The sequence below is a fragment of the Cyclobacterium plantarum genome (assembly GCF_011290685.1).
GTDB lineage: Bacteria > Bacteroidota > Bacteroidia > Cytophagales > Cyclobacteriaceae > Cyclobacterium > Cyclobacterium plantarum.
Genome location: NZ_JAANYN010000001.1, coordinates 649,468 through 672,408 on the forward strand (window position 1 = coordinate 649,468; position 22,941 = coordinate 672,408).

Here is a 22,941-nt window from a genome sequence, read left to right on the forward strand (position 1 = left end):
AATAAAAAAAGGATGAAAAATTAATCCCATCCTTTTTGAAAGTTTATGCATCCTGCATTTTTGCAGCTTTGTTTCTCTCGTTCTCGTTCAGGTGTATTTTCCGCATCCTGATGCTTTTCGGAGTGACTTCCAGGTATTCATCTTTCTGAATGTATTCCATAGCTTCTTCCAGGGAAAATTTTCTGGCCGGCGCAATTTTAGTATTTGTATCTGAGCCGGAAGCCCGCATATTGGTGAGCTGTTTTCCTTTTTGTACATTCACTACAATGTCATTGTCACGGGAATGCTCTCCAATTACCTGACCGGCATACAACTCCTCTCCCGGATCTACAAAGAAAAAGCCCCGGTCCTGTAATTTGTCAATGGCATAAGCCGTACATGCGCCACCTTCCATAGAAATCAAAGACCCATTGACTCTTCCGGGAATGACTCCTTTGAATGGTTCATAGGCTGAGAACCGGTGATTCATGATGGCTTCACCCTGCGTGGCTGTCAGTACATTGTTTCTCAATCCAATTAATCCTCTGGACGGGATTTTGAATTCCAGATGCTGTAAATCTCCTTTTGGCTCCATGACCAATAGCTCACCTTTTCTTTGGGTAGCCAATTCGATAACTTTACCTGCAGCCGTATCGGGAACATCTACCACCAAAGTTTCAATGGGTTCATGTTTCTCCCCATTGATGGTTTTGTAAAGAACCTGAGGCTGTCCCACCTGGATTTCGTATCCTTCTCTGCGCATGGTTTCAATCAGCACGGACAAGTGAAGAATGCCTCTGCCATAGACCAGAAATTTATCTTCACTGTCAGTGGGTTCAACCCGCAGGGCAAGGTTCTTCTCTGTTTCCTTCATCAGTCTGTCCCTCAGGTGCCTGGAGGTGACGAACTTACCTTCTTTTCCGAAAAACGGAGAATTGTTGATGGTGAAAAGCATGTTCATGGTAGGCTCGTCGATAGTGATCCTCGGTAAGGGTTCGGGCTTTTCCAGGTCGGCTACCGTATCTCCGATATCGAAGCCCTCAATGCCGGTAATGGCACAAATATCTCCGGGTTGCACCTCAGTGACTCTGTTTCTACCCAGGCCTTCAAAAACATGAACTTCTTTGACCTTAATTCTCTTGGTGCTTCCATCTGCCTTGCAAAGGGAATATTGCTGGCCTTCTATGATCTTTCCTCTTTTTACCCTTCCGATAGCTATCCTGCCCACAAAGTTGGAATAATCCAGCGAGGTGATTTGCATTTGGGTGCTTCCTTCTTCAATCTTCGGTTCTGGAATGTACTTTACAATAGCATCCAGTAGTGGGATAATGGAATCTGTTGGGTTTTTCCAGTCAGGCCCCATCCAGTTATTTTTGGCAGAACCATAAAGGGTATGGAATTCCAACTGCTCCTCGGTAGCATCCAGATTAAACATCAATTCAAAAACTGCTTCCTGTACTTCATCGGGCCTGCAGTTTTCTTTGTCTACTTTATTGACGACTACAATTGGGGTGAGACCCAACTCCAGCGCTTTTCCCAGAACAAATCGGGTTTGTGGCATGGGACCTTCAAAGGCATCCACCAATAGGATTACCCCATCCGCCATTTTCAAAACCCGTTCCACTTCACCACCAAAATCAGCGTGACCAGGTGTGTCTATGATATTAATTTTGATGTCTTGATACCTGACAGAAACATTCTTGGAAAGAATGGTAATGCCCCTCTCCCTTTCCAGGTCGTTGTTGTCCAGGATCAGGTCCTCAAATTGTTGATTCTCTCTGAAAATTTTTGAGGCGTGAATGATTTTGTCTACCAGGGTAGTTTTCCCATGGTCAACGTGTGCGATAATCGCAATATTACGGATACTCTGCATGTGTAATTGAATTAAGGTGCAAAAGTACAAATAATATTTTGAAAATTAATTTATAAATAAGATTGATAATGAATTCATAATAATCATTTTACCCTTCAATCGTTTTTTATTTCACTTCAAAAGGACGGCTTTTCAATACCACATGGCTGCCGGGAAAATTTATTTCCAAATCGTTTTCAGCTGTTACCAGGATTATTGTGGGTCGGTATGGGGTGCTTGCCTCAAAAGCAGCTTTTCCCCTATTCCTGAACATGCCACTATTATTGGACATTTCTCCCAGCTTTTTGATGCCCTGATCCGTATCTATCCAAACCAGATAATGCTTTTTAGGAGGCGATAGCCTTTCAGGTAAGGCCAGATTATTAACATTCAACTCCACTTCATAAGCCCCCTCCTTATTTTTCCCGATTTTGGCAGCAGGTTCAGCAGCAGGTACCACTGCTGAAACCGGAAAGGTGATTTTAGTGGAGCAGGATGTAAATCCCCATAAGATTAAAAGTATAAGAAATAAGTTTGTTTTTTTGAAATGGGCCATGCTTTTCATTTTATTTTTGGTATCGATAATTAAAAGAATGAAGTAACCTATTGCATGATTCCTTCAAACATCTAAATGGATAACATATTCCTTTAAATATAGTTATTTTAAATCAATGTTTTTCCCAGGGAAGAGGCCAAAAAGAATGTCTCTTAAATTTCAATCAAATTATTGATTGGTCATAAATTTCCAGCTGACGGCGCCAATATGATCAGGCTTACCCTTTGCTGCTTTAGATACAGTCCCTTTCCACTTTCCACTCCCGTCCTTTTCGACTTTTATTTCCCTCCAAGAAAAATCACCCTTTTCATAGGCGAAGGACTCCCCATCATCATCGTAAAGCAAATAAGTGGAGGGAGTTTCTCCATAATGCCTTATTTCCAGGTCAAAAGTTTCTCCTTTAGCAGGCGCATGAAGTCTTGGCTCCATCATGGGAATAATTCCTCCCTCTTTGACAAAAACAGGAATCTGGTCCAGTCGGGCAGTTATGGAAATGATTTCCCCATTACCGGCATAGCTTCCGTCATAGAAATCGTACCAATTCCCTTTTGGCAGTATTACCTCCCGTGAGGTTTCGCCAGCAAAAAAAGGGGCTACCAAAAGCGAGGGTCCCGCCATGTATTGGTCTTTGATCTCTTTTTTTAGTGCTTCTTCATAAGGATTGGATTCCAGGTCAATGGCATTCCTATGCTGCACCTGAATTTTCTCCTCAAAACCGGGCTCCAGGTTCATGCCCCGGAATGGAGGCATTCCTTCAAAATGATATTCGGCAAAGCTGCTGTACCAGTAAGGCATCATCTGCATGCGCAATAATGCCATGGCTTTTACCTTTTCTTCCACCTCAGGGTAGGTCCAGGGCTTGGTGCCGCTAGCCCAGGCATTGATCATGGCCATGGGAGAAAAGACCACTGTTTGAAATCTTCTCAACCATTCCTCAGCAGTATCGGAGGCCCTGGCCTCCGGGGTCCACAATACCCCTGCATAGCCGCTGTTAATGAGGGCTGTAATGAAATCCTTGTGGTTGTAATAATCATTGTACAACACATAGGGAAAAGAAACCCCACCTCCATTCGAGGCCCTCACCAGTCCGTAGGTTCTGCGATCCTGTTCCCGAAAAAGTTTGGCGCTCTGTTGCTGAACCAATAATCCATAAGTCTGGCGCAGTTGCTCAGCTGACAGACCAGAAGGAAATACCGCTACATCCGGCCAAAGCCAGCGGTCATATCCATCTACCTCATCGATTTTGTATCCCCCCACCCCAACACCAATATGGTCTTTTTTAAATTTTTGCCAGTAGATGTTTCGTGCCTTTTCTATGCTGAGATCAGGCACAGCTCCTGCCCAGACCGTATGGCTTCCATAATAGGGTTTTAGCTCCTCATAAAAATCTGCTTCCGGCGAAACGTAAGGGTTGATCCAAAGATTTAAGCCTACTCCTTTCTTTTTTAAGGTCGCTGCCAATGCTGCCGGGTCCGGAAACCTTTCAGCATCCCAGTCAAAGGTGTTTGGGTAGGATTTACTCAGCCATCCGGGTTCCAAACCTATAAAATCCAGGGGAAAACCTCTCTTTTCAAACTCATCTACTTCCGAGATGACATCATCCTGGTCATAAAGCCGGTGAACGCGTTGCGTGAATCCCAGGCCCCAGCGTGGAGGTAAGGGGCCTCCACCATTGAATAAGTTAAACCTTTGCACAGCCTCCAGGGGAGAAGGGCCTGCAAACAAGTAAAACTCGACACCCCCGGCAGGAACAAGGATTTCCACCCCATCTGAATAAGGACTTGCGGTCCATTCCGGATCTGTATTGCGATCCCTTGCTATTGCAGGATCTTTGCTGTCCAGCCGGGATGCAGATCCTGCATAAATATCAAGGTACCTGGCGGAGTTGATGAAAATTCCATATCCCAGATCAGAAACATAAAATGGAACAGGGGCATGGGTTCGGCCGTTATCGACTCCGCCGTAATGATCTACATGGAGTCTTACTATACGTCCCCTTTGGTGGACCGTTTTGAAGTTCAAACCGAATCCAAAAAGCTGTTCCTCCCTCGTCAAGGGAAACTTCAAATAGGTTTTACCGTCTTTTTGCCTGGCCGTAACCTCTTTTTTATCCATAGGGAATGGTGCCGCTCCCAATTTTTCTATGGCAGCCATTTTGGTAGTGGGATTCGCAGCCGACAAAAGATCATAGCTTTCAGGAACCCCAGTGGTGCCTTTCCAGATTCCCGGGGCGATGGACTCCCATTGGATTTCCTGGGCCTGGGAGACAGAATAGAAACCAATAAAAAAAATCAAGCAGTAAATGTTATATTTCATTTTTCCGGATTTATTGTAAGACTGCTAATATTCAGAAAAAAATCGGACTTATAAAACCGATTGCAATTAGGCTGATGAAAAATGGTAAAAAGTAGCTATTGGGAAGTATATTTAACAAATACAGATAAAACTTGCTCAATGCTCCATTCTTTCTTCAAAACTTGTGCGTTTGCTTACTTTATGATACTCCTGATACGGCCTGCTTACTCCCAGGATTTATGGAATATCCGGCAATTGACATTTAAACCTCAAAATCATGAACTGGACCATAACCAAAATTTTTCTCCTGACGATCAGTGGATTGTTTACGATACCCGCCCGGATCCTGCGGGAATAGCCCTGAATGACAGGATTGAAAAAGTACATGTAGAAAACGGAGAATCCCAAATCATTTACCAGGTAGCATCCTCAAATCCCTATGGCCCCGGGGTAGGGGCGGTAAGTTACCACCCTTACCATAACCAGGTGGTTTTCATTCATGGCTTGCCCCTTTCGGATGAGGATACTCCTTACGCAGGACACAGGCGTCTGGGAATGATTGTAGATGAATCCGCCGGAAATCGATCCTATTGGATGGATAGCCGGGATGTTTCAGCTCCTTTTACACCGGGAGCTCTTCGAGGAGGAACGCACCGCCATCAGTGGAGTGGTGATGGAGACTGGTTGGGCTTTACCTATAACGATGCCTTGATGGTAGCTTTGCAGGAAAAAACCGGCAAGGTACATGACTTAAGAACAGTAGGGGTGTCCAAAAAGCGGGCTCCAGTCATAGAAGTGGATATGGATCAGCCTGGGGAGAATATTCAGGGAAGTTGGTTTTCCGTAGTATTGGTCAAAGTGGTGGCTGCTCCCAAACCCGGCAGCGACGAAATCAGCCGTGCATATAGCGATTGGTGGGTTGGTAAAAATGGATATCAGCGGGAAGATGGAAGCTGGCAGCTTTCAAGGGCTTTTTTAGGGGATTTGCTAAATGGGGATGGAAAGAAGTTGACAGAGGTTTTTATAGTGGATGTACCAGAGGATATTCATAAAGCCGGTAATTACGGACCGCTGGAAGGGACCCTGACTACCATGCCCATGCCCCCGAAGGATGCCAGATGGAGAAGATTGACATTTACCGAAAACAGGAAATATCCTGGTGTCTCCCCGGAACCCAGACACTGGGTAAGTTCATCCATGGACGGGACTTATGTGAGTTACCTGGCCAAAGACGACAGGGGAATCGTTCAGGTGTTTTTGGTACCCAGCCTGGGTGGGAATTCTATCCAGGTAAGTTTTCATGATAGCCATGTACAAAGCATGGTGAGCTGGCATCCTGAAATCAGGGAATTCGCCTATGTATGTGACAATGCCATTTACCTCAATCGATTGGATGAGCAAGGAAGTCCGGGACTTCCGAGAAGGATCAGCCCTGGGTTTGTTTCTGCCCCTTATGCCCTGGCTTATTCACGCAATGGAAACAGATTGGCTTTTAACAAAAAGATTGAAGGGTTTATTCAGGTATTTTTGGCCGAAAGGCCTTAAATCAGTCTTTTAACTCGTACCATTCTATGTTGGTAAGAGGTGGACGTCTACCCGTTTTTACCGGAGCATAATTTGCTGACAGGTAATCCAGTATGGCTTCTTCCTGTTCGCCCAGCTCCCAAAGGTTTTGGGTTTCCTGCATCCACCGAATCATTTTTTTCCATCCTTCCCGGTCTGCACGGTTTTGCGTGACCAGTTTGGCGGAATGACAGGCAGTACAGTGGGCAATGACCAGTTCCAAACCTTCACTGGCAATAAATCCAGTTGGTTCATGTATGCCGTTTTGAATGTCAGATTCAATCCCTTCTACTGCAAGGGGCTTATCTGCATTTTTTATCTCTCCATCGGCGGGAGGCGCATCGGGCAAAGACTGAAAATAAATACCAAAACCAATCAGGATCAGCACCAAAAGCCCTGCTCCAATCAATAATCTTAAATTATTAGGTAGATGTTGCATGTTCTTAAGATACTTTTACGGCTATCCTATGGCAGGCATTGTTAAGGTAGCCTTTGGGGTTCCAGCCAGGGGTAAGCATGGGTTGGCTTATACCCTCACTGTCAGTAGCTTTTGCCCAGACTTCATAGTATCCCTTTTGGGGAAAGGTGATTGCTGCTTCAAACCGTTGCCAGGCGTAGGGATTGACAGCAGCTTGCAGTTTGCAGGCCTGCCAGGTAGCTCCGAAATCAATAGAATATTCCATTTTGCTGATATTTCCGGCACCGGTCCAGGCATGCCCACGAATAGTTAACTTTTGGTTTTCCCCGATAATGGCTCCGGATTTTGGATAGGTGATCAGGGATTTTACCGGCATTTTTTCAATGATACACATGTCTTCATTGGCAACATTCGTGCCTGGCTGCACTGGTTCGCAAGGAACTGAATAGGAAGGTGGTGCCATTTTTTCCCCATCATGTACCCTATCTCTTACCGCCAGGGTATGGATCCACTTCCCTGATGCAGAGGCTGGGAATCCTGAAGCTATCAGGCGCAGGGGATGGCCATGGGCAATGGGGATATCCTGATCATTCATGGCATACGCCAGCAGTGTCTGGTCTTCCATGGCTTTGTTTATCGGGATCCCCCTTGAAATCGGGTTTTTATTGGGGTCCCTGCTGAGGTGGGTATCTGCTCCATAATATCCAATATAGACAGCATTATCTTTGATGCCCACATCCCGGAGTACGTCTCTTAACCTGACTCCTGTCCACCTGGCGCAGGAAACTGCCCCGACTGTCCATTGATTACCTTCGGCCGGAGGATAGAATTCGCTTCTCCCATTTCCACCACATTCCAAAACCAATTGGTAGCTGTGTGGGCTAAATTTGGTTTTCAATTCTTGAAGGGAATAGGTTTTTTCCTGACTGGAAGATTCGCCTTTGATGGTTAATGTCCATGAATTGACGTCTACATCTTCCGGAATGATACCATTGTTCCGGATAAACATTTTATCTGCCGGGGTAACGGGCTCATCGAGTAAATGGGCCTGAGCCTCCACATTCCAGGGTTGGTCATTCAGGACCACCATTTCCTCATGTTTTCCAAAAAGTTTGCCCGGATCATTTTCCTGGTGTAAAGCCAGGGGAAGATATCCTTCGGGAAGGGCATAAACAATTTTTGCACCAAGCAAAGCGCCCAATGAACCCAAAGATGTTTTTCTGATAAAATTTCTTCTGTTGGAAGGGTTTCTCATATCATTAAATTTTTAAGCAAAATAGCATGTGGAGGATTCAATCAATCTATAAACTTTCGTTTTCCTGGGGTGTTTTAGCCTACATTGAAATAGCTGTTTAATTCCTCCGTCATTTTATTCTTTTCATCAAGGTCTTTGATCATTTGCCCTTTTTCCAATAAAACTATCCGGTCACAGATTTCTATGACATGGTTGAGATCATGGCTGGAAATCAGAAAGGTGACCTGATGGTCTGCTTTTTCTTTCAGGATAAGTTTTTTTAGCCGGATTTGTGAACTGGGGTCCAGGTTTTCGAATGGCTCATCCAACAGGACAGCTTCGGGGTTGCCCAGCATGGCTGCCGCAATGCCCACTTTCTTGATGTTCCCTTTGGAAAGGTCCCGGATGTATTTTTTACTCCCAAGGATTTCTCCATTGAAGAAATCGGTGAATTTTTCCATATGCAGGTTCAGGTCCTGATCTGAAAGGTGATAGATTTTTCGTAGGGCATTAAAATATTCCTCAGGACTGAGGTAGGAAAGCAACATGTTTTCGTCAAGGTAAGCACCTACTTTAGTTTTCCACTGTTCACCTTTGCTTACATCTTCTTCATCTACCATTACAATACCTTCTGTAGCACGAACCAAATCCAGCATGATCCGGAATAACGTTGTTTTTCCAGCACCATTATTCCCTACCAGGCCAAAACACTGGCTTTTGGGGATAATCAGTTCCGGAATATTGAGCACCGTGGCCTCCCCATAAATTTTCTTCAATCCATTTATCTTTATCATAATTCCTGTCGAAATGCAGAGGAAATTTCATATTTGTTTTGAATGACTTTTTCTGCCATCGAAGTGGAAATCCTTCGAAATACCAGTAATCCAAAAGCCCCTGTAATACTCATGGCCAACAAGCCTGCGTAATCACCAAACAGGTAGGCAAAAGGTAGAAATACAGCATATGGTGCGGCAATCAGTGGTATGAACATCAAAAATTGTGACAAACCCATACCTTCATAATTGAACATAGAACCTTTATTCAGGTCCATGGGTTTGGGTTTCCATAAGGCCAGGTAAATGACCAGGTGTATGGTGATACCAATATTGAACAAAAAGGTGGCCAGGTGGATCAGTAAAACATTCCAACCAAAATAGACATATGGTATAGACAGGATGAAACACAGCAAGGAAATCCCTGTAAACAAAAGGTATTTTCCCCTGACCAGTGCCTTCAAGCCATTTTTTTGGTGGACATAGAAATCAAATGCCGGGGAGTTCCAACTCAAAAAAAGCTGTCCATACTGTAACATGAAAATACCGGTGATAAAGGTCCCAACAAAAATAAATTGATGATTAAAGCCGGAAGTTGACTGAAAGGCAGGATTGTTATAAAAAATAAGCCCGTATAGCAAGAAGACCAGGCATAACATCAGGTATGTCCGGCTTTTTTTATGTCGGATAATCAGTTTCCATTCCAAATTGGCCATCTCTCCCGCAAGCCCGAATTTTGACAGAAAGCCCAGGTTTTTATTGGCAAACTGCAGGTGTTCTTTTTCACTAAGTTCCTCCAGATAGGCATTTTGGCGATAAAAGGCGAAACAAAGAAAGTAGCTCAAAATCAATAGGGTGAGCAGCAAGAAAATGGGTACGGGACTTTCCAGGGCAAAAGTAAATACAGGCTCAAAAAAGGCCCCCAGGTCATAGAAGCCAAAATAATTGGCACCAAGGCTGATCAGAAGGGTAGTGAAAACGGCCAATGTGCCTATGAGGCTGTCCTCAAATCGCTGTTTGAACCATAGAATAAACCAATGTATGGACCAACTGGTAAGAATAACGGCAGCCAACCAAATTACTGCTGGAAATCCACCATAAATGGGTTTGATCTCCATAAGTGCAAAAGGTCCGAAAACCAATAAAGAAATGATATTTAATGGAGAAATGAAGCTGCTACCAAGTAGGAAATGAATGATTTTGGATTTGGACAGGGGTAGATGCAGAAAACTGCCCAGGCTGATGACGGGTAACTGCTGTATAAAATACCGGTAAATGAGTTCCAACAAGAAAAAATACAACAGGCAACTGTTGATAAAGACCACAGCATCATCTTTTCCGAGTACTTCTCTGATGAGCTTGTTAAGTACCAGGCCCAGGAGCAACAGATAACCCAAAAGGAAAATACCGATAAAAAAAACAAAAATCCCAATGGCAAGGCTTCTGGCAAAGGAAGTACTTCTTATCCTTTTTAATATTTCCAGTTTTATCAGGTTGCTCACCATATTCGTTATTGGGTTTTTATTGTCGCCTATCAATTAGGAATCAAAATTCAATTTCTAAAATATAAAAAAATTAACAACTGCCGTTAAAAATTTCCTGTTTACTGGTAAATATTACATCTTTGGAGGAATACCCAAGGCTATGGATTCGGAAATATTCTTAAGGACCATGCAGCAAGAAGACCTGCCGGCTGTAATGGATTTAAAAACGGCAGAGGGCTGGAACCAAACCCAAACAGACTGGGAGCTGTTCCTTACCCACCATCCTGATCTTTGTCTTGTGGCGAGGTTGGAAGAAAAAACAGTGGGGACTGTGTCGGCTTTTGCTTTTGAAAACAAACTGGCATGGATAGGGATGATGCTCGTCCATCGACAATTCAGAAGGAAAGGGATCAGTAAAAGATTGATGCGGGAGGTGATTCACAAACTGAACTTCTGCCAAACCATCAAATTAGATGCAACCCCTGCAGGTCAGGCAGTGTATGAGAAATTGGGATTCAAAAAAGAATATTCACTTTTCAGGTGGATCAGAAAGACAGGTGGTGCTTTGACAAATAGTGACCTTTCCCCGTCGGTTTACAAGCTTGATTCTTCCGGTTTTAATGAAATACTTCCCTTTGATGCTGCTGTTTTTGGAGCAGATAGGGAAGTAGTACTCAGACATATATGGGCCTCATTTCCCGGGGGAGCATATTTATTCAGGGAGCAAGGGATTGTCAAAGGCTTTTTATTGAGCAGAAAAGGCAGTAACTACTTACAGCTTGGGCCCCTGATAGCAGAAAACGAGGCCGTAGCCAGGGCACTTCTGCAACAGGCCATGATTCAGTGGGGGGGAAGGGAATTGGTGTTGGATATGGCTGCCAACAGACCAGCGATGAATGTCTGGTTGGAGCAGGAAGGTTTTAAAACCCAAAGAGAATTGATAAGGATGTATTTACATACCAATTCCTCTGTAGGCATGCCAGAAAAATATTACCTGATTGCCGGACCAGAATTGGGATGAGCCATTCTTTTTTACACTAAGGGCATTGAATTTATGATAAGAATCCACTTTTATTTTAAAAGTCATATTTTCAGCGGCTTAACCTTTTCTGAGAGGTAAAAAGGAGAGAGGAGCAGATTTAAGTTCAATTTATTTTATAAATTGCAGTGATGGAAAATTTTGTTGTTTCTGCCAGAAAGTACAGGCCCTCCGATTTTAAAAGCGTAGTGGGACAAAGTCATATTACCACCACCTTAAAAAATGCCATTAAAAACAACCACCTTGCTCAGGCTTTTTTGTTTTGTGGCCCCAGAGGAGTGGGAAAGACTACCTGTGCCAGGATACTGGCCAAAACCATAAACTGCGAATCCAGACAGGACAGTGGGGAGGCCTGTAATTCATGCAGTTCTTGTGAGGCGTTTAATGCCAACAGTTCCTTTAATGTTCATGAACTTGATGCTGCGTCCAACAATTCCGTGGACGAAATCCGTAATTTGGTAGAGCAGGTCCGGTATGTGCCTCAAAAGGGCAAGTACAAAGTATACATCATTGATGAGGTGCACATGCTCAGTCCAGCGGCGTTTAATGCTTTTTTGAAGACCCTGGAGGAGCCACCCAAACATGCAATTTTTATATTGGCTACTACCGAAAAGCACAAAATTCTTCCTACAATTCTTTCCAGATGTCAGATTTTTGATTTTAACAGAATTCAGGTGCAGGATATCAGCCAACACCTGGCTTATATTGCAAAAGAAGAGGATATCGACTATGAAGATGAAGCCTTAAGGCTGATAGCGTCGAAAGCCGATGGAGCCCTAAGGGATGCTTTGTCGATTTTTGATCTTATTGTCACTTTTTCTGCAGGTAATAAAGTGACCTACCAGGAGACCATCAATAATCTTCATGTGCTGGATTATGATTATTATTTTAAAGTGACAGAAGCATTGCTGGAAGAAAGCATTTCCAAAGCCCTGTTGATTTTTGATGAAATTTTGAAGAAGGGATTTGATGGTCACAATTTTCTGGTAGGCCTGAGCGAGCATTTTCGGGAATTGATGGTTTGCAAAGACCCGGATACCGTACAGCTGCTTGAGGTTTCGGAGACTGTAAAAGGACGCTATACTGCTCAGGCAGCTAAAACACCACTTTCTTTTCTTTTGTCGGCCCTGAACATTTGTAATCAGGCAGATATGGCTTACAAGAGCAGTAAAAACCAGCGGTTACATGTAGAATTGGTTTTGATGAAACTGGCCAAACTTCCTCATGCGATCAATCTTGCGGCTGTTTCTGATGCAGATTCAAAAAAAAAAGTATAGCAGCTGAAGGTAAGGATGATTCAGATGAAACCAAACAGCTGCCCAAACCTTCAAGCTTAAGCGGCCAGGTCAACGAAGGATCGGTTGTAAAAAAGACTATTGCAATTCCCTCCAGTTTGTCTGCCGTCAGGAATCAAATAAAGGAGCGCCCATTGACCGGGCAGGTTGAAAAAGAGACGAAAAAACAACCGGTATCAGCCGAAACTACGGTCAAGCCTATACAAGAACTCACGGAGCAGGCAGTACAACAAATGTTGGAAGAGGTAAAACATGCTTTTAGTGAAGATCATAAAAACATGGAGATGGCCCTATTGAAGCAGCCATTTGAAGTCAGGGGATACCATGTAGTGTTCTTTCTGAGCAAAGGGATTCAGGAAGATCTTTTTTCCAAACTCAGGCCTGAGCTGACTGGAATCCTGCGCAGAAAATTGCAACACCCGGAACTGGAAGTTAGTTTTGAAGTGAAAGAAGAGGCTATTGATCCTTCAAAAAACCTGTATACTTCCAGTGAAAAATTGAGTTTCCTTTTGAAAAAATCTCCAGCCTTAAAAGAACTTAAGAATCGTTTTGGCCTGGAAACTGATTTTTAGAAGTCCAGGCCAATTCCGAAGTTAATGAGATTTTGAAGCTGAATGGCCCGGGAAGAGCTGCCATCATCCTGTTCTATAAAAACACTTTCGTCGTAGATGAGGATGGTTTCAATCCGGGTAGAAATGTATTTATTTACCTTGAGGCTGATGACCGAATTGAAATTGACAACCATGTTTCCAAGTTTTTCATAGTTGGAAAATAGGTTGAGATCTGTTTTCCAGCGAATGTTTTCCATCAACTGAAAATCCGCCGTAGTGCCCATGGAAACACCAGCCTCTGGCCTGACTTTTTCTCCGGGGACAACACCAAATGCACCTGCCCTGCTTAGAGAATCATCCATTACAATGGTAAACCTACCGGTAAAAGGAGAAAGAATGGTGGAGAATTTACCATCGTTTTCAAATGTTGTTTGGTAATTCAAACCAGTGGAGGATTGCACATATCCAGGACTCAAAAAGTCCGAGATTCTGTTTCGACTCTCTCTTTCCGCACCTGAGGGCCGGAAGTACCGGTATCCTTCAAGTAGTTGGGTCCGGGCATCAATTTGGGTGGATAGGTAAACCTTTTCACTCAACTGTCGTCCGTATTTACTCGAAAAATTGAAATTGTCATTTGATTTCCGGGTGGGGTAGGCCCTTCCAGTTTGTCGGTTTATGCCGTAATTAACCGATAATTTGGTATCCCAAATGATATTTTCTTTTTTATAATTGGCGAAAAGCTGAATACCAGTATTCAAGGCAAAAGAGCTCGCTCCCCCAGCTGCCCAATTGCTTAAACTTACCTGTTGCAGGCTTAAATTAAAATTCCCCCCATTTTTCCAGTAAACAGGTGGTGCTTCAGTGGTGAAAATCAAAGAATCACCCCGCATGACCAATGTATCTCCTCCTATGATAACCGTATCTGCTTTGGAAATATCCTGGGAGAAGCCGGCTCTTGTAATCAATAACAAAATCAAAAATAAAATAATCCTACCGGGCATGTTTGTCTTTAGCTATGGGGCAAATATACAGTCAATTCCTTTATTTATTTTCTGATTTCCAGTTTTTGTCCCACCGAAAGTAGGTTGTCAGGACCGATTTTATTCCAGTCTTTTAGTTCATCGACCGTTACATCATATTTTTTAGAAATGGCATAGAGGGTATCACCGGGTAAAACCTGATGAAACACCGCGCTTATCTCTTTTTCCCGCTCTCCCCTTTCGGGTACGACGATGTTCTTGTTGTCAGGTTCGTCAGGGGCAATGACCTGCTGTTTTTCAATCCTGGATTTTGCGACTTGTTGTTGGGGCTTGGCAGGGATCAGTTTTACCCGCGATATGGTTTCATTTCTTTTATAGTATTTTCTAAGCCGCAACACCATGCCAGGAAGCAGTTGCTTGTCTTTATAAATGCGGTTTTTGGCCATCAGGGAATGCAGTCGGATACCATAAAGTTGAGCAATCCCCCAAAGCGTTTCACCGGGTTGTACCACATGTTCGGCTGCCTCAGCCTTGCTTTTTTTTCTTTTGGTGTAATAATATTTCCCGCTCTGTACCGGGTCAGCAGGTTTGAGGTCATTTGACCGCCTCAACTTCCTTTCACTAATGCCAGCTTGTTTGGCCAATTGGCTGAGGTTGCTACCTGAAGCCAATATCCCCTTGATCCCATTTATCCGTATCTGACCGGCCTGGCCGGCCTTATTGATGTTTCCTGTTACCTGAGGGTATCCCCGGGCATTTTTTTTCATGGGAGAAAGTCCTTCGTCCGTGGCTATGGGCGGATTACTGGCCAAAACAGGTCTTTCAGGGACGATTCCGTTGAGAACGTAAGTGACTACATAGGTCCGGTCTCCGGGTATCTTTCCCTTTGTTGTCCATTTGTTATACTCTTTTAGATGGCTTTCACTTACCCTAAGGGTTTTTGCTATCGCCTTCAGGTCTGTGGGGCCTCTTACGGGGTATTCGTGTAAGTATCCTCCGTCACTTACCATTTGGTTCAGTTGTTTTTCGTAAGCTATTTTATGCGCCAGAAATTTTTTCAGGTACCAGTAGGTGGACCGGTCAATGTCCATTGTCTGCTGCCCCCGGTACCTGTCATTATAGTAGCTTCTGGCACCCCCCAGGCCCATTTGGTAGGAAACCAGGGTAATGGCCCAGTTGTCGAGGTAGCTTTGGTGCTTTTTGAGGTAGGCGGCGGCACCTCTGCTAGAGGCTACTATGCTTTTTCTTTCATCAATCTCCTGGTCTACCCGCAGCATTACTTCTTCGGCTGTCGCTTTTTTAAATTGCCAGAAACCCACGGCATTTGATGTGGAAACGGCATCTGAAATCAGGCTGCTTTCCTGAATGACCAGATATTTAAAATCTTCGGGGACTCCTTCTTCTCGCAATACCCGTTCTACTACTGGAAGAAATAGATTGATCCTGTCCAATTTTACCTGGAAATGGGAAAGGCTCCTGTACTGGGCATCTACATCTTCCTGTATTTCCTTTTGGGCAGCAGCATTGAGCCGCAAGGTCATGCCTGCAAAATAAATGGTTTTGGGCACCTGAGGTACAACCTGACCTTGCAAAGCAGACCAGTCAAAAAATAAAATGATTAAACAACTAATGAATATCCTCATCATTTTTGCTTATAGCTTTCTTGCCAACATGATACCATCTCTGATAGGCAAAACGACATTTTCCACCCTTGGATCTTCCTGAACTCGCTTGTTAAAAGCCAGAATAGCAGCCGTATCTCTGTCCAGTTTTTTACGATTTTGAGCCAAAACTTTTCCCGACCAAAGGATGTTGTCCGCCAAAATCAATCCGCCAGGCTCCATATCCTGAACGACAAGATCGTAATAATTGACATAATTTCTTTTATCTGCGTCAATAAAAACAAAATCAAAGGCCTGGTCCATTTCTGGTATCAATTCCAGGGCATTGCCAATACGGTAATCTATTTTAGAAGCCATGCCTGATCTGGAAAAAAAATCCCTGACCATGGTTTCCAGTTCTTCATTGATATCCATGGTGACAATTTTACCTTCTTTCCCAAGCCCCCGGCCCATGCAAATGGTAGCATAACCGGTAAAAGTGCCTATCTCCAAAACCCGTTTTGCGCCGCTCAACTTTACCAGCATTTCAAGCAGTTTACCCTGCAGTGGGCCTGAAAGCATGCGGGGTTTTAGCACTTTCAGGTGTGTTTGCCGGCTGATATGTCCGAGCAAATCATCTTCCTGGGCGCTGTGTTGCAAGCAGTATGTAAATAAATCTTCATTGATCATCATGCTTTGGGTAAATAAGTGAGAAAACTGAATTTTTCATCATCATACACCTCGTTGGCAAGTTCTTGCAAATCTTCTGCCGTACAGGAACGTATTTTGGAAAAAATATCTTCCAAAGATTCGATTCCGCCCTTATCCAACAGGCTTTTGCCATATACCAGCATCAAACCGGAATAGTTTTCCTCAGCCATGGCCATTTGGCCTATGGTTTGTTCCTTTCCCATGTGCAGCTGCATGGTCCCCAATTTTTTATCCCGGATTTTCTTGATTTCCCTGAGTACGATTCTCCTGGCCTTTGCGGCAGTTTTTTCTTCTGTTCCGTAATATATCCCAATAAATCCCGTATCGGTAAAGGGCTGGTAAATGGATTCAATACTATAGGCCAGGCCATGTTTTTCCCTCAGGGCCATATTCAACCTCGAATTCATGCTCGGCCCGCCCAGGATATTGTTTAGCAAAAATAATTTAATGCGTCTTTCATCAGTTAAGGATGGGGCAGGTTTGCCCAGGGCGCAGTGCACCTGGGTAATTTCTTTATAAAGGATATTGGTTTTTGGCTGGTAGGCGTTGGTGGATTTTCTTTCTGTAAAACTTTGCTTTGCCGGGATGTTTTCCAGCAAAGGCTCCAGTCTATTCAGGACTTTTTTGAAGCTGATGTTTCCTACTACAGAACATACGATCCTGGAAGTAGACATGTGCTTTTCCACAAAGGCTTTAAAATCCTCCTGACAAAAATTTCCGACGCTTTCCTCCGTTCCCAGAATATTGTACCCAAGCGAATGATCAGGGAACAATAGTGTGTCGAATTCATCTTGCAGGGAATCCTCAGGCGAATCCCTGTACATGGCCATTTCCTCCAGGATAACCTGCCTTTCCTTGTCTATTTGTTTTGGTGGGAAGGTACTGTGAAAAGTAATGTCACAAAGCAGGTCGGCGGCTTTGTCCCAATGCTGCTGAAGTACGGTGGCGTAAAAACAGATTTTTTCTTTGGTGGTATACGCATTTAACTCGCCTCCCACTGAATCCAGGCGGTTGATGATGTGGAAGGCTTTTCTCTTTTGGGTGCCTTTAAAGGCCATGTGTTCCCAGAAATGGGCCAGTCCCTGCTGCTCATGGGTTTCATCCCTGCTGCCTATATCCAGTACAAACCCACAGTGTACCAACCTGGTGCTGGTAACTTCCTGATGAACAATCCTGATTCCGTTTGCTAATTCCTTGATCTGATATGGCATGCCTTGCTTTTCAAAACACAAAAATAACAGCAAAAATTGGGAAAGAAACCGGTAGACCGAAAAAAGGGATTCCTCCTGCGATTTGATACGCTGCCAATAGTGAAGCTTAAACAGTAAATCCCCACTTGTTAACCCGATTCAACCAAATTACATCTAAAATTATCTAATGATTAATTTCAACCGTTGGATCATATTTCCATAGTGGATTTCCAAAATCACCAACCCATTTGGTAAATTTTTCATTTTCTCTTTCAGGTCTATGGCGTTATTGTTCCATTCAATTTCCGTTGTAGTAGTCATGGCGGCAGAAATCAACCTGATTTTTAGCTTTTTTGAATCCGGAATAACCGGCCCCAAATAGTGTAACCAGAGGGCATTTTCTTTGTAGGGATTGGGATAGATTATCCAATCAGCTGCCTTTTGGGTCCCTTCCGGAACAATTGCAGAAATAGTCTCACTGTATTCACTGCTTCCGTCCAGGTTGTATTGCCGGATTCGGTAATAAATCCTTTGCCCGTTTGATGTTAAAATCTTATCCTTAAAAGTATAATGACTGATATCTTGGCTGTTTCCGACGCTATTGACTTCAGCAATGGGCTCAAAATTGTTAATGTTCCCTACGGATTTTTGAATTTCAAAATGACTGGAGGCTGTTTCCTTATAGGTGGTCCAATCCAGGATGGCTTCAGACTGATCAGGACTAAATGAAACGCGCATCTTTCCCCAGGTGATGGGCAAGGCACCAAAATACAGCACTTCAAAGGTCCTCTCCGTGAAACAGCTAAAACTATCCGTAACCGTGAGGAAATAGTCCCCTGCAATAAGTTCACTGATGTTCTGCTGATCACTGGTAAAACCACCCGGTCCAGTCCATGCGAAGGTATAGTTTCCTGTACTGTTGATATCCAGACTGATAGCTCCATCGGGGTTTTCATCATCAGTATGGTCTGTGACCGTACCTGTCAAATCGATTTCTTCAGGTACTTCTACAGATACATTATAGGTATTTTGAGTGCCATTGGCATCCGTGACCGTAAGTTCCGCTGTGCCGGATTCGTTATATTCCACGATGGGATCAGCGAGCGTGGAACTACTGATTTTGGCATTGGTAAAGCTCCAGCTATAGGTGTAGGCTTCCCTTCCGCCATTGGTGGTGCTGGTAAAGTATACCGTACTTGTCCCATTTTCTGGACAATCGTAGCTATATTCAAACTGCACAGCCAACGGAGCGTCCACCACTATATCCGAAGTAAACTGACATTGTGCAGTGGGGTAATCGTTACAAATATAAGTTGTTGAAAGATCTGCTGATCCACTTGGGGTCCATGCCAGGAGTGAATTGCTTAAAATTACCTCTTCTCCACAGACCCAGTTTAGGGGGAATGCAGATAGGGTTAGGGTGTCTGCTGTGGTTTTGGCTGGGGGAATATTGCCAAAATAATAATTTAGAAACATGGTACTCTCGCCCACCGACAGGTCAGCAAATAGACGTCCATTGCTTACGCCACTGCCTGAACTGGTATGGTAGATAAAAGAAATATAAGTAGTTTGCTCCACCCCCGGTGTGCAGGTAAGCAGAGAACTGGTGATGGGATTTCCGGTTACATCGCTGAGGTAGACCGATTCAATAGAATAATTACTGGAGGAACAGGATTTTCCGCAGGTTCTGAGATCAAGTAAGTGCCCCTGGTTCTGGGCAAAACTTTGTAGCGCTGCACCCAATCCCAGGCATGTCAACAACATTATTTTTATGACAAACCCCATTTTTCAACAGTCGAAAATTTTATACTATCCCATTTATGTATGTTTTTATGAATAGTAAAGTAAATATACAAAATTAAATTTTAAAAATATCTAAATTTCAAAAATGTGATTCAAATTTTCCAGGTATAAATCAGGTAAGGGAATAGTGAATCACTTTTGTTCAAACCAGCCTTTCTTTAGACCTGGTTGATAGGGCGGAAAAAATTTTTAATTTTTTTTTCAGCATATTTTTGAGCCCAAATACAGTTTACCTAAAACGATTTACATTTATCATTTTTTGTAATCAAAAATGCCGTAAACTGCTGATTTTCATGATTCTTAGAGGTTTGGAAAAATGTTTTTTTTGCCTCAACTTAGCCTTCAGATAGGTGTTGCTAGGACAAAAAACCTGTTGAATTGTTAAATTTTTAACTTTTACATGTTATGAAAAATCAATCGAAATTAATTTTGGCCAATTTGTTTGCTTTGGTCTCTGTGCTGGTGATTCTCACGGTTTCGCAGCTTTTGAATGTGAACCTGGCCATGGGTTCCGGAGCGGTATTTCCGCAGATGTTGTTATTGGTCGTCCCTCAGCTGGGATTTGGATATTTACTTTGGAAATCTTTTCATGCGGAAAGGGCAAAGGCTTTGTCCTGATTTTTTTTTGTTTGTTGGTTCAGACCGGCCACTTGTGAGTAGCATGAGTGGCCGGTCTTTTTACCGGACAAAGGATCAATTTTCCGGGTATTGCTTACCTGACAATGATTTTTTTATAGATGTCCCTGGATGCTTCACCTGTAATATGTAAAAGATAAACCCCTCTGGGCAGCATGGAAACATCAAAAGCAATCATTCCTTCCTGGCTGGTCCGGGTTTGGATAATTTTTCCCATTGGATTGATTAAACTTACCTGAGGGTTTTGTCCTTTGAGTTGGACAAATAGCGTTTGATTTACCGGGTTGGGATATAGGCTGATGCCGCTGGTATTTATTTCTTCCGGAAGTCCCAAAATCAGATTGTTAGCCGGGCTCTTTTTCGGGTCCAGCCGTATTATTACCGGCAGGTGGTCTGAGGTATTGTTCAGGAAGTTTGCTATGCCATCCTCAGGGACTACTATTCTTGCAGACTGGCAAAGATAACTTTCAGCCAATTCATTGCTGAGGATCATGTGGTCAATAATATTGTCCGATAAAATGTAGGACCTTAAATCCGCCTCTGTCAGAGCCAGTGTAACCGGGAAATAATTGTCCTTGTCAAGCATAAAGCGGATAAATGAAGTTTCGGAGCCGGATACGGTGGAGGCATTGGTATCGGCTATTGTTTCATCGAGGTCATCATTCAAATCTCCAAGGATAAGGAGGTTTTCGGTTCCGTAATACTGATCCAGGGAATCTTTTAATACTGTTGCGTCAAATTTCCTCATGGCATATCTTGGATTGGCCGCACTTTCCCCACCTCCATTGGATCGGGCATGGAGATTGACCAGGGACAAGGTTTGCTGCATTCCACCCAGCCGGATTTCTGCTTCCATTAGAAATGGAAGTCTGCCACTGGCCCAAAAGCGATTTGGTTCAGCAGGGTAGTGCCCGATGTCTTCGGAAGTAACACCTTGAAGCAGGACCCTGAAGGTGACAGGGCTTACGGTTGAGGTTTTGTAGAGAAAGGCCAGTTTTTGCGCTGCTTCAAAATCTGATGCTCCATAGGAAGCGGCGGGGGAAATCTCGGCTTCATAGCCTTCCAGTGAAGCTACCAGTTTTTGGAATTGATCCAGGTTGGTTATTTCCTGCAAGGCATAGATGTCAGCATCCATGGCCCTGATCAATTGGCTGACATTTTCCAATTGCTTCCCGGGATCCTCCGGTCCCTGGTAGGGGAGGTCCGAGCCAAACCAGGCAATATTCCAGGTAACAATATCCAACGTTTCTTCCTGATTAATGGTGGATCCGGAAAGGAATGAGACCTGTTGGATGCTATCTGCGAATAAGAAGGAGATCGGTCCATGAAAGGCTCCTTCCGTTTGGGGTTCGAACCGAATCCATAAAGTATTGTTCCGGGCCGCTTCCTCGGCGGTATAGGAAAGTTGCTGGGAAAATCCGTTTTGCGTTTTGGAAATGCCAAAACCCTCATTTACCCGAATGGTCAATCCTCCTGAAGGGTCCGATAGCAAAAACTCAAAACTTTGAAGATCGGTGCCGGATTGACCCGCTTGCACCGTTTCAAAATGCATGTAGTCGGTGTTTTCCAGGTTGGTACTGAGAAATGGAGCCGGAGCTTGCCCGGAATTGGTGATGGTCCAGTCGTCCAAAGTCCAACGGGCAGCTCCCTGTTCGTTAGAGGAGAAATATACGAGGGCAAGCCGTATCGCCCTTGATTTGTATCTGGCCAGATTGATTTTTCCGGAATGCGTCCAATGATCCCCCCTCGCAAAGCGGTCGCCCAGGGCTGTCCAGGTAGCAGCATTGGGATCACCATCCTCATAATCCGTAGAAATAAAAAGTTGGGGACGAGGCCCGTCAAATGCTACCCTGCTATAAAAAGAAAGTAATGGAAACTGGAAATGGCTTAAGTCGTAAACCGGGCTGATCAGCCAACTTTCATTTTCGGCTGCTTTTCCAGAATAGCCGTTGATTTGCAGGGCATACGAAATCTCATTATCTGTTTGAATGGTTTTATGTCCATAAGTAGTACAGGTCCAGGTTTGATTGCCGGTCACCCCATATACGGTCCAACCCGGGGGAATGCCTTTCGTGCAACTCCGGTTAAAATTTTCCTGTATAATAATGGAGTTAGGAGTTAGTATGTCAGGTACTTCACGAAGATTTGCAAATGTGATTTTGCCCAAAAAGACCAGAAAGAAATACAGCAGATACATGTCTCATAAAGTTTGGCTCATGATAACCCCGGATTTACCGTTTCAAAGGAATACTGAGTAGGACCCCAAATTCATTGGGGAAATGGACGCTGACCCTGGCATGAACAGCTCCCTGTTCATCATAAAATCTGGCCTTTTTCTCTAAAGGTATTATGGCTTCATGCCAAACATTTGGGTGGATATACAAGCCCAATCCATTCTCTACCCGAAAAGCTTTGAAATCTCCGGGAGTAACTGCGTCCCCGGGTAAAGCGAGTGGTGAAATGAAGGTTTTTCCTTCCAAAGGAAAAAACAGCTGACCACCATCCGGATGATAGTTCGCGTGCCAAAGCATCACCCGTTCAGGTTCTGCTGTGCCTGAGGCACTTGCTTTTTCAGGTGCCTTGCTCCATCCAAAGAGGTACTCGGAATTTACAGCATGGTTTTTTCCTTTGAAATAATCCCCCTCCCAGTAAAAATCAAAGTCACCTGATACTGTTCCCGCCTCATCTCCGGTGTCCTCGTCTACCTCCCGGGTACCAGATGCAGGCCAGCGGACAATCTCTATGGGATAGTTTAAGTATTCCTCTTTGCTGACCAGCTTTCCATAACCTTGCAGGGATTGGTCTGTTGCTTGAATTACAGGAATCTCAACATGTTTAATTCCAGCAGGTATTTTGGGATGCTGATAATCTAATAGCATGATAATGTAACAGTTGACCGTGAATGGTACTATCAAAAATATAGGATAAAATTGGATTATAAAGAAAATTGCTTTTTCTTTTCTGTATTTTTAACCTCGTCC

The 22,941-nt window shown here is 43.8% G+C and carries 19 protein-coding genes; 5 read left to right on the forward strand and 14 right to left on the reverse strand.

Going from position 1 to position 22,941, the window contains the following annotated elements:
• Nucleotides 1-43: 43 nt before the first annotated feature.
• The 3 genes from typA to G9Q97_RS02740 all read right to left on the reverse strand — a co-directional run bounded on the left by typA (nt 44) and on the right by G9Q97_RS02740 (nt 4,703).
• Nucleotides 44-1,852, reverse strand: a complete 1,809-nt coding sequence (gene typA / locus G9Q97_RS02730; RefSeq protein WP_166142880.1) for a translational GTPase TypA — start codon at nt 1,850-1,852, stop codon at nt 44-46.
• Between the two features lie 106 nt (nt 1,853-1,958).
• Complete coding sequence (locus G9Q97_RS02735; RefSeq protein WP_246255344.1) at nt 1,959-2,387, reverse strand: hypothetical protein; 429 nt, start codon at nt 2,385-2,387, stop codon at nt 1,959-1,961.
• A 168-nt stretch (nt 2,388-2,555) separates the two neighbouring features.
• Nucleotides 2,556-4,703: a glycoside hydrolase family 31 protein gene (locus G9Q97_RS02740; RefSeq protein ID WP_166142884.1), complete on the reverse strand. Its 2,148-nt coding sequence runs from the start codon at nt 4,701-4,703 to the stop codon at nt 2,556-2,558.
• Nucleotides 4,704-4,841: 138 nt separating this feature from the next.
• On the opposite strand from G9Q97_RS02740, the gene G9Q97_RS02745 reads away from it, so the two are divergent.
• Nucleotides 4,842-6,227, forward strand: coding sequence for a DUF3748 domain-containing protein (locus tag G9Q97_RS02745; protein WP_246255368.1), 1,386 nt, complete (start codon nt 4,842-4,844; stop codon nt 6,225-6,227).
• 1 nt (nt 6,228) lies between these two features.
• Here the strand turns inward: G9Q97_RS02745 and G9Q97_RS02750 are convergent, their stop codons facing one another.
• The 4 genes from G9Q97_RS02750 to G9Q97_RS02765 form a co-directional block, all read right to left on the reverse strand.
• On the reverse strand, nt 6,229-6,684 hold the full coding sequence (locus G9Q97_RS02750; protein WP_166142888.1) for a hypothetical protein: 456 nt from the start codon (nt 6,682-6,684) through the stop codon (nt 6,229-6,231).
• A gap of 4 nt (nt 6,685-6,688) precedes the next feature.
• Nucleotides 6,689-7,918 (reverse strand): sulfite oxidase, encoded by a 1,230-nt coding sequence (locus tag G9Q97_RS02755; RefSeq protein ID WP_166142890.1) that lies wholly within the window; start codon nt 7,916-7,918, stop codon nt 6,689-6,691.
• A gap of 74 nt (nt 7,919-7,992) precedes the next feature.
• Nucleotides 7,993-8,691: an ABC transporter ATP-binding protein gene (locus tag G9Q97_RS02760; RefSeq protein WP_166142892.1), complete on the reverse strand. Its 699-nt coding sequence runs from the start codon at nt 8,689-8,691 to the stop codon at nt 7,993-7,995.
• Nucleotides 8,688-10,175 (reverse strand): DUF5687 family protein, encoded by a 1,488-nt coding sequence (locus G9Q97_RS02765; RefSeq protein WP_166142894.1) that lies wholly within the window; start codon nt 10,173-10,175, stop codon nt 8,688-8,690. Before G9Q97_RS02765 ends, G9Q97_RS02760 begins: the two co-directional genes overlap by 4 nt.
• 139 nt (nt 10,176-10,314) lie before the next feature.
• Between G9Q97_RS02765 and G9Q97_RS02770 the strand changes: the two genes are divergently transcribed.
• The 3 genes from G9Q97_RS02770 to G9Q97_RS02780 all read left to right on the forward strand — a co-directional run bounded on the left by G9Q97_RS02770 (nt 10,315) and on the right by G9Q97_RS02780 (nt 13,060).
• The gene (locus G9Q97_RS02770) at nt 10,315-11,175 is read left to right on the forward strand and encodes a GNAT family N-acetyltransferase (protein ID WP_166142896.1); all 861 of its coding nucleotides are present in this window, start codon (nt 10,315-10,317) and stop codon (nt 11,173-11,175) included.
• Nucleotides 11,176-11,324: 149 nt separating this feature from the next.
• On the forward strand, nt 11,325-12,470 hold the full coding sequence (locus tag G9Q97_RS02775; RefSeq protein ID WP_166142898.1) for a DNA polymerase III subunit gamma/tau: 1,146 nt from the start codon (nt 11,325-11,327) through the stop codon (nt 12,468-12,470).
• A 116-nt stretch (nt 12,471-12,586) separates the two neighbouring features.
• Complete coding sequence (locus tag G9Q97_RS02780) at nt 12,587-13,060, forward strand: hypothetical protein (RefSeq protein ID WP_166142899.1); 474 nt, start codon at nt 12,587-12,589, stop codon at nt 13,058-13,060.
• Here the strand turns inward: G9Q97_RS02780 and G9Q97_RS02785 are convergent.
• The 5 genes from G9Q97_RS02785 to G9Q97_RS02805 all read right to left on the reverse strand — a co-directional run bounded on the left by G9Q97_RS02785 (nt 13,057) and on the right by G9Q97_RS02805 (nt 19,285).
• Nucleotides 13,057-14,040: a DUF3078 domain-containing protein gene (locus G9Q97_RS02785; RefSeq protein ID WP_166142901.1), complete on the reverse strand. Its 984-nt coding sequence runs from the start codon at nt 14,038-14,040 to the stop codon at nt 13,057-13,059. The two genes, G9Q97_RS02780 and G9Q97_RS02785, sit on opposite strands and share 4 nt — an antisense overlap.
• 44 nt (nt 14,041-14,084) lie before the next feature.
• The gene (locus G9Q97_RS02790; RefSeq protein ID WP_246255370.1) at nt 14,085-15,665 is read right to left on the reverse strand and encodes a LysM peptidoglycan-binding domain-containing protein; all 1,581 of its coding nucleotides are present in this window, start codon (nt 15,663-15,665) and stop codon (nt 14,085-14,087) included.
• Nucleotides 15,666-15,671: 6 nt separating this feature from the next.
• On the reverse strand, nt 15,672-16,310 hold the full coding sequence (locus tag G9Q97_RS02795; protein WP_166143462.1) for an O-methyltransferase: 639 nt from the start codon (nt 16,308-16,310) through the stop codon (nt 15,672-15,674).
• Complete coding sequence (locus G9Q97_RS02800) at nt 16,310-17,542, reverse strand: M16 family metallopeptidase (RefSeq protein ID WP_166142903.1); 1,233 nt, start codon at nt 17,540-17,542, stop codon at nt 16,310-16,312. Before G9Q97_RS02800 ends, G9Q97_RS02795 begins: the two co-directional genes overlap by 1 nt.
• 159 nt (nt 17,543-17,701) lie before the next feature.
• Nucleotides 17,702-19,285 (reverse strand): PKD domain-containing protein, encoded by a 1,584-nt coding sequence (locus G9Q97_RS02805; RefSeq protein ID WP_166142905.1) that lies wholly within the window; start codon nt 19,283-19,285, stop codon nt 17,702-17,704.
• Between the two features lie 444 nt (nt 19,286-19,729).
• Between G9Q97_RS02805 and G9Q97_RS02810 the strand changes: the two genes are divergently transcribed.
• A complete protein-coding gene (locus G9Q97_RS02810) occupies nt 19,730-19,942 on the forward strand; it encodes a hypothetical protein (protein WP_166142907.1) in 213 nt (70 codons plus the stop codon).
• A gap of 94 nt (nt 19,943-20,036) precedes the next feature.
• On the opposite strand, the gene G9Q97_RS02815 is transcribed toward G9Q97_RS02810, so the two are convergent.
• Together G9Q97_RS02815 and G9Q97_RS02820 are read right to left on the reverse strand one after the other, a co-directional pair.
• Entirely contained in the window at nt 20,037-22,157 is a 2,121-nt protein-coding gene (locus tag G9Q97_RS02815; protein WP_166142909.1) for a T9SS-dependent choice-of-anchor J family protein, read from the reverse strand.
• Between the two features lie 34 nt (nt 22,158-22,191).
• Nucleotides 22,192-22,839 carry an ureidoglycolate lyase gene (locus G9Q97_RS02820; RefSeq protein ID WP_187357702.1) on the reverse strand — a complete coding sequence of 216 codons (648 nt, stop codon included), beginning with the start codon at nt 22,837-22,839 and terminating at the stop codon, nt 22,192-22,194.
• Nucleotides 22,840-22,941: the final 102 nt, after the last annotated feature.